Raw genomic sequence first — 6,043 nt, 5'->3', positions numbered from 1 at the left:
CTGCATATCGTTCGGAAGAGTCAGATGTGTATAAGAGACATATATATATGTGAATATAATTATTACCATACCTCAATTTCTGGTGGAAAGGCGTTTGTCTAGAAAAAAAACTAAGATAGAAATCTCTGATCCTGAGACAGACCGTAAGATAACGGTTACTTTAGAGGGGAAAATATCTCCTCATTTTGTTGCTTCTGTGGTTGAGGATATATATCGTAAACTTGAAAGTGGATTCGAGGTTTCTGCTGATAGTCCGGTATCGGTGCCTTATGTTGATTTGGATAGTCTTTCTATGAGGGAGAAGGTGGAGCTTGTTTTATTGAAGTTTTTTAGGCATGGCTGGTTTACCTCTAACGATGTACAAGAGCAGTATACTATCTTGTTTAAGGCTGAACTCCCCTTAAGCACCATCTCCACTTATCTTTCTAGGATTTATGAAGAGGGTAGCCAGTCTATTCTCGAGAGAACTGGTACTCGTAAACAATATCGTTATCGTCTTCTAGCAGAAAAAGTTAAGGATAGGATAGAGTCCATCTCTAAACTTGATTACTTGTTTACTTAAATCTAAAATTCTGATACTGAAATTTTTAGAATCTTTTTTGATAACAATTTTAGATATCTTTTTTTGATTTCATTGTTATTTTTTACGTATTTTTGTTCGTTTTTCTGCGCAATCTTTATTACCTTGATTTCCAATGGAAATTGTGCCGACTCCCTTTTAGTGGAGGATTGGAGTTCTTACTAGGAATTAAGCGTGAAAGCGATTTCTTATTTGGTTATTTGGATATTTGAGGTTACCATCAATTTGCTGAGGTTTGAGAATGAGTGAGAAGCCCCTTGATGCGATATTTGAGAAGTTTCTCTCCGGTCCCAGAATATTCAAGGATCGAGAGGTTCTCCGCCCCACATATGTTCCAGATAATTTACCACATCGCGACAAGGAAATAAATCGAGTTGGACTAATTCTGGCCACCGCTCTGAAAAGTGGAACACCATCCAACGTATTTATATACGGAAAAACAGGATGTGGTAAGACTGCGGTGGTTAGGTATGTTTTGAAGCATTTGGCTGAGAAGTGTAGGGAGTTGGGGGTTTCAACTCCTAGTTCTGTTTATTTGAATTGTAGTACTGTTAATACTAATTATCGGGTTTTGGCTCATTTGTGTGAGAATTTGGGGGTTAGTGTTCCTTTTACGGGTTTGCCTACTGATGAGGTTTATACTCGTTTTATTTCTACTTTAGATTCTGAGGTGCGGCTTATGATTATTGTTCTGGATGAGGTTGATAAGTTGGTGGATAAGGATGGGGATGGGGTGCTTTATGATTTGACGAGGATTAATCATTCAGTTTTGAAGGTGGCTCGTGTTAGTATTATTGGTATTTCTAATAATCTCAAGTTTAAAGAGAATTTGGATCCTCGTGTTCTGAGTAGTTTAGGGGAGGAGGAATTGGTTTTCCCGCCGTATGTTGCTTTGGAGTTGCAGGATATTCTTAGAGAGCGGGCGAACATGGGGTTTCTCGATGGGGCTCTGGAGGAGCCGGGTGTGATTAATCTTTGTGCCGCTCTTGCAGCTAGGGAGCACGGGGATGCTAGGCGTGCGCTGGACCTTTTGCGTGTAGCTGGTGAGCAGGCTGAACGGTTAGGAGTAGAAAAAGTTAATCAGGAGCATGTTAGATTGGCTCAAAACATTTTGGAGACTGATCGTGTTTCTGAAGTGATTTCTACTCTTCCTATTCAATCTAAGCTTGTTCTTTATAGCATTTACTTATTGGAGAATAATAGATCGTCAAAAATTACTACTGGTTCGGTTTATAATGTGTATTCTGATCTTTGTAAGATAGTTAATCTGGAAGTATTGGGACAGAGGCGTGTTAGTGGTCTTATTGCTGAGTTGGATATGCTTGGAATAATTGTTGCTAAGCTTAAGAGTGAAGGCCGTTACGGGATGACTAAGAAGATTAAACTTAATGTGCCTGCTAAACAGGTTAAAGATATACTAGAAAATGATTATCATATTAAAAAAACTGTTAAATATGTCCCCCTCGCTCACAAAGTTGAACTAGATATCTAAAAAAGATATCTATTCGCGACATCTTTTCCAAATTTTGAAACTTTAGAATCTATTTGGGGTGAGTTATTTTAGAAAAAGTCTAGTTGGGTGATTTTATAGGATTGTAGGTCTAGTATTATGGGTTTAGCAGGGGTGGGTTCTAGTCCCATTGATTTTTGGTACGATGTTTGTGATTCGAAGGTTCCGGAGTTTATTAAAATCACTCCTCTGTACCCTGCTGTGTCATTGATGTGCATGTGGCCGCAGTGTAGTATGTCTGGAACTCTTTCTATTACGAGCCAGTCCTGGGGCTCGGGTGCTATTGGGGTGTTTCCGAATATTGGGCAGAGGTGCCTACCTCTTATTAGTTCTATCATGGCTTTGTGTGGTTTTGTTTGGTCTATGGGAATTGCTGCCATTACATCATTTAGACTTTCGCCGTGGTAAATTAATACTTCTACGTTATGGATTCGTATTTGGGCGGGGCCCCCAAGCATTTCTACTCCGATGTCGTATAGTGGTTCTGCGTATTCTTTTGGTACTGCGGGTTGGGGTAGTGCTATTCTGGTTGCGTCATGGCCTCCCGGTATTGCTACTATTTTAATATGTTCAGGAATTTCTTCAAGATATCTTGCTGCTATTTGATACTGTTCATAGATATCGGTCACAATAAGATCCTCTTCCTGTGTAGGATAAATACCTATACCGTCTACCAAGTCTCCGGCAATTATTAGGTATTTTACTCGTCTTGCTAACTCTCTGCTTCTTTCATCTCCTATTTGTCCTTTTAGCCATTGTGTAAACTGTTTGAAAGAGTCAGCGAGGAATTTTTTGCTGCCAAAATGTATGTCTGAAATGAAGGCTGCGCATACTGGCTCGTTTGCTTTATTTTGTGTATGTTTGAGTGGAATGTCTGGCCATAGGAGGTCATTTACAATAAAAATATCTTTGGACAAATACCCATCAAGGCATATTACTTGATCCAACATCAATAGTTCTGCTTTTTTTATTACCTCCGAATTTTTTTCAAAAATAATTGCTTTAATTATGTCTTCAAGATCCTCTAATTCTATTATCATATGGCCTGGCTTTGTTTGCTGAATTGATGTTACAATTCCAATTATTTTAGTTCGTTTATCTTTGCTTTTGGGGATTTCTGAAATTTTAGTTATGTTTTCGATGTCTCCTCTTTTTAGGAATATATTGTATATTCTTTTATATCTGTCTCTAAAATATTCTATAAAATTTTCAAGGGTGCCTTTTCCTTTCATTCTTTCAGTGGGATCACAAATCACTTCAAATCTGGCATCAACATCTTTTGCTAAAAATGTTTTTACGCTTTCTTGAGTTAATACAGCTTGATCGCTAATACTAAGTTCTGGAAATACTGTTTTATTAATAACATATTCAGGGGTTGATGTTACTTTTTCTGTCTTTATTACCTCGCTTATTTGATTTTTTATCTGTGGGCTTTCCCTTTCACCAATTTCATTGATTGTTTCAACCTTTTTTTCTAATAGTTTAATGTATTTACTGTCTATTGTTATGATCTCTTCTGAAGTTTCTTCGATTTTTGAAATTAGTTCTTTTGCGATCTCTTCTGGATCTTCATAAAGTGATAGGGTTTTTAATGTCTCTGGAGTAATCTGATACCCTGCATCAAGAATAATTTTTAGTGCTCTTTTAATCCTATCCTTAGCTTGCACAGTTCTCCATCTTCTATAATAACTCTATTTTTTAAAATATGGGTAGAAAGATATACCTTTTGGTAATTCTCAAAACTATTTTACTCTGCAAGATTGCTTTTGAAATAAATACTAGTATGTAAAAAACAAAATGTTAGTATAATATTAAAACTTACCCAAAACTATATATACCTCTAAAGAACCTCTATTGCACGATTTAAAAGGTATTAACTTGCGTTGATTTTATATTTTAATAAAACATCACATGGGGTTTGAAAAAATGGAAGTTAGAAAACTGCAGAAGACGGGAGGCAGCACTTTTTTATAAGTCTTCCTAAGGAATGGATAAAACGACTGGGCCTAAAAAGGGGTGACTTGGTAGCAATTATTGAGAGAGGAGATGGAGCTCTTTTAGTGGATCCCAAATATTCAGAAAGAGAACATTTGAGTGTCGCTGAAATTGAAATGGATGAAGGTTTTACTCGCGAAATTACCGCGAAGTACCTTTATGGATATGATATTATTCATTTAAAGTCAAAAGGTCCTAGAATAAATCCTTACCAAAGAGAAGAGGTAAAGAACTCTTTACAGCAGTTGGTTGGTGTGGAAATCGTGGAAGAAAATGCACGCGAGATCACTCTACAATGCTTACTTTCTCCATCGGCGGTTCCTTTGAGGAGGACTATGAAAAGAACTTATCTAATTGCTGCTAAAATGCAAGAGGAGGTAATTACTGCTCTTAGGGAACTTGATGATAAATTAGCAAAGAATGTTATTAATCGTGATGAAGAGGTTAATAGACTATATTTCTTAATAGTTCGACAACTAAGAGCTGCAGTGCAAGATCCTAGGTTAGCTGAAAAAATGGGGATAACCGCAATAGAATGTCTAGATTATCGCGCAGCAGCGAAGAGTATTGAAGCTCTTGCAGACCATGCCGTAAAAATAGCAGAACAAATTTCACTTCTCCAAAAAACACCAATACCTCAAACAGTACTTCAGAAAATACTAGAAGTGAGCCAGATAACACAAGAAATTCACTCAAGTGCAATTGAAGCTTTATTGAGAAAAGATGTGAATTTAGCGGCTAAGACAATCGCTAAAAAACCTGAACTAAAAAAGACTTTAACTGAAGCATATGAAGAAATAGTAAACCAAGCACCAGTTTTGGCAACTCCATTAAATACCATAGTTGATATGCTGGATAGAATAGCTGAGTGTGGAATAGACATTGCAGATTTAACCTAGAAACCGCGACCCCTAATTTTTAAAAATTAAAGGATGTTCAAATAAATAAAAAATTAAATTATTATTTAAAATTAATGGTTTATTAATTTAAGTTACATTTTTCCACACTTTTCCAAAATTTTTGCTGCTCTTCTAAATATTCCATTTTTTTCAGTCTAACTAAAAATAACTCACGCCAATTTCTGGCATTTTTTATTTCGATAATATCAACTAATCCTGCAGCTTTGGCTTTTTCTGCTGCGATAGACGATATTATACTTACTCCGATTCCCTCAGAAACCGCCGTAATTACTGACTCCGTGCTCCCCAATTCTAATACAATTTTTAATTCATCAAGTGGAATATTTCGCTCATTAAAAATTTTATCTATTTCATTTTTAGTGCCTGAAGATTGTTCTCTTGAAATAAAAGGGTAATTCAAAACTTCTGAAAGGTCAACAGCTTTTTTATTAGATAATTCATGATTTAAAGAGGTTATAATTACTAAGCGTTCCTTTGCAATAACTTTGGTTTCGTATAAGTTCTCAGCGCCCATCAAACTCCCAATTGCAGCGAAATCGACATGGCCTTCGATGAGTTTTTTTACACTTGTACCAGTGTCCCCAATTTCAATTTCAATTTCAATATCGGGGTAAGCTTTTTTGAATTTTCCTGCGATGATAGGTAAAATATGTTCACCAGGTATGGTGCTGGCAGCAATTTTTATTACACCTTTTAATTTATTCAGAGAATTGATGATTTCTTTTTTGGCAATATTTACCAAATCCAGAATCTGCCGCGCTCTTTTTTCCAATATTTTGCCTTCCTCCGTAAGGTTGGCTCCCTCCCTAGTTCTCATAAATAGTTTGGCCCCAAAATATTCTTCAAGAGCAGCTATTTGGTTACTCACTGTTGCTTGTGTTATCCGTAGCCGTTTCGCTGCTTCAAGGAAGCTTCCTGCAGAAATAACTTCCATAAATGTTTTTAAAAAATTAACACGCAATGAATTCATCCTCTTGAAGTTAGATTTGTAGAAGTTAGGGACATTTGTCACCCCTTGCTGTTAATTGGTAGGATGTC

5 protein-coding genes are annotated in these 6,043 nt (G+C 36.4%); 3 read left to right on the top strand and 2 right to left on the bottom strand.

The genetic code is table 11. The features are described 5' to 3' along the window. Window positions 1-94 precede the first annotated feature (94 nt). Together ACUVXA_RS14710 and ACUVXA_RS14705 are read left to right on the top strand one after the other, a co-directional pair. Window positions 95-562, top strand: a complete 468-nt coding sequence (locus ACUVXA_RS14710) for a hypothetical protein (protein WP_445872034.1) — start codon at window positions 95-97, stop codon at window positions 560-562. 259 nt (window positions 563-821) lie between these two features. Continuing rightward, window positions 822-2,072, top strand: coding sequence for an ORC1-type DNA replication protein (locus tag ACUVXA_RS14705; RefSeq protein WP_445872033.1), 1,251 nt, complete (start codon window positions 822-824; stop codon window positions 2,070-2,072). A gap of 68 nt (window positions 2,073-2,140) precedes the next feature. Here the strand turns inward: ACUVXA_RS14705 and ACUVXA_RS14700 are convergent, their stop codons facing one another. Next, window positions 2,141-3,757, bottom strand: a complete 1,617-nt coding sequence (locus ACUVXA_RS14700) for a DNA-directed DNA polymerase II small subunit (RefSeq protein ID WP_445872032.1) — start codon at window positions 3,755-3,757, stop codon at window positions 2,141-2,143. Between the two features lie 303 nt (window positions 3,758-4,060). Between ACUVXA_RS14700 and ACUVXA_RS14695 the strand changes: the two genes are divergently transcribed. Further along, the gene (locus ACUVXA_RS14695; protein ID WP_445872035.1) at window positions 4,061-4,984 is read left to right on the top strand and encodes a PhoU domain-containing protein; all 924 of its coding nucleotides are present in this window, start codon (window positions 4,061-4,063) and stop codon (window positions 4,982-4,984) included. A gap of 82 nt (window positions 4,985-5,066) precedes the next feature. Here the strand turns inward: ACUVXA_RS14695 and ACUVXA_RS14690 are convergent, their stop codons facing one another. After that, entirely contained in the window at window positions 5,067-5,966 is a 900-nt protein-coding gene (locus tag ACUVXA_RS14690) for a selenium metabolism-associated LysR family transcriptional regulator (protein WP_445872031.1), read from the bottom strand. Between the last annotated feature and the right edge of the window lie 77 nt (window positions 5,967-6,043).

This window comes from Candidatus Jordarchaeum sp. (assembly GCF_052745115.1).
This window is presented reverse-complemented; position numbering and strand designations above follow the sequence as displayed.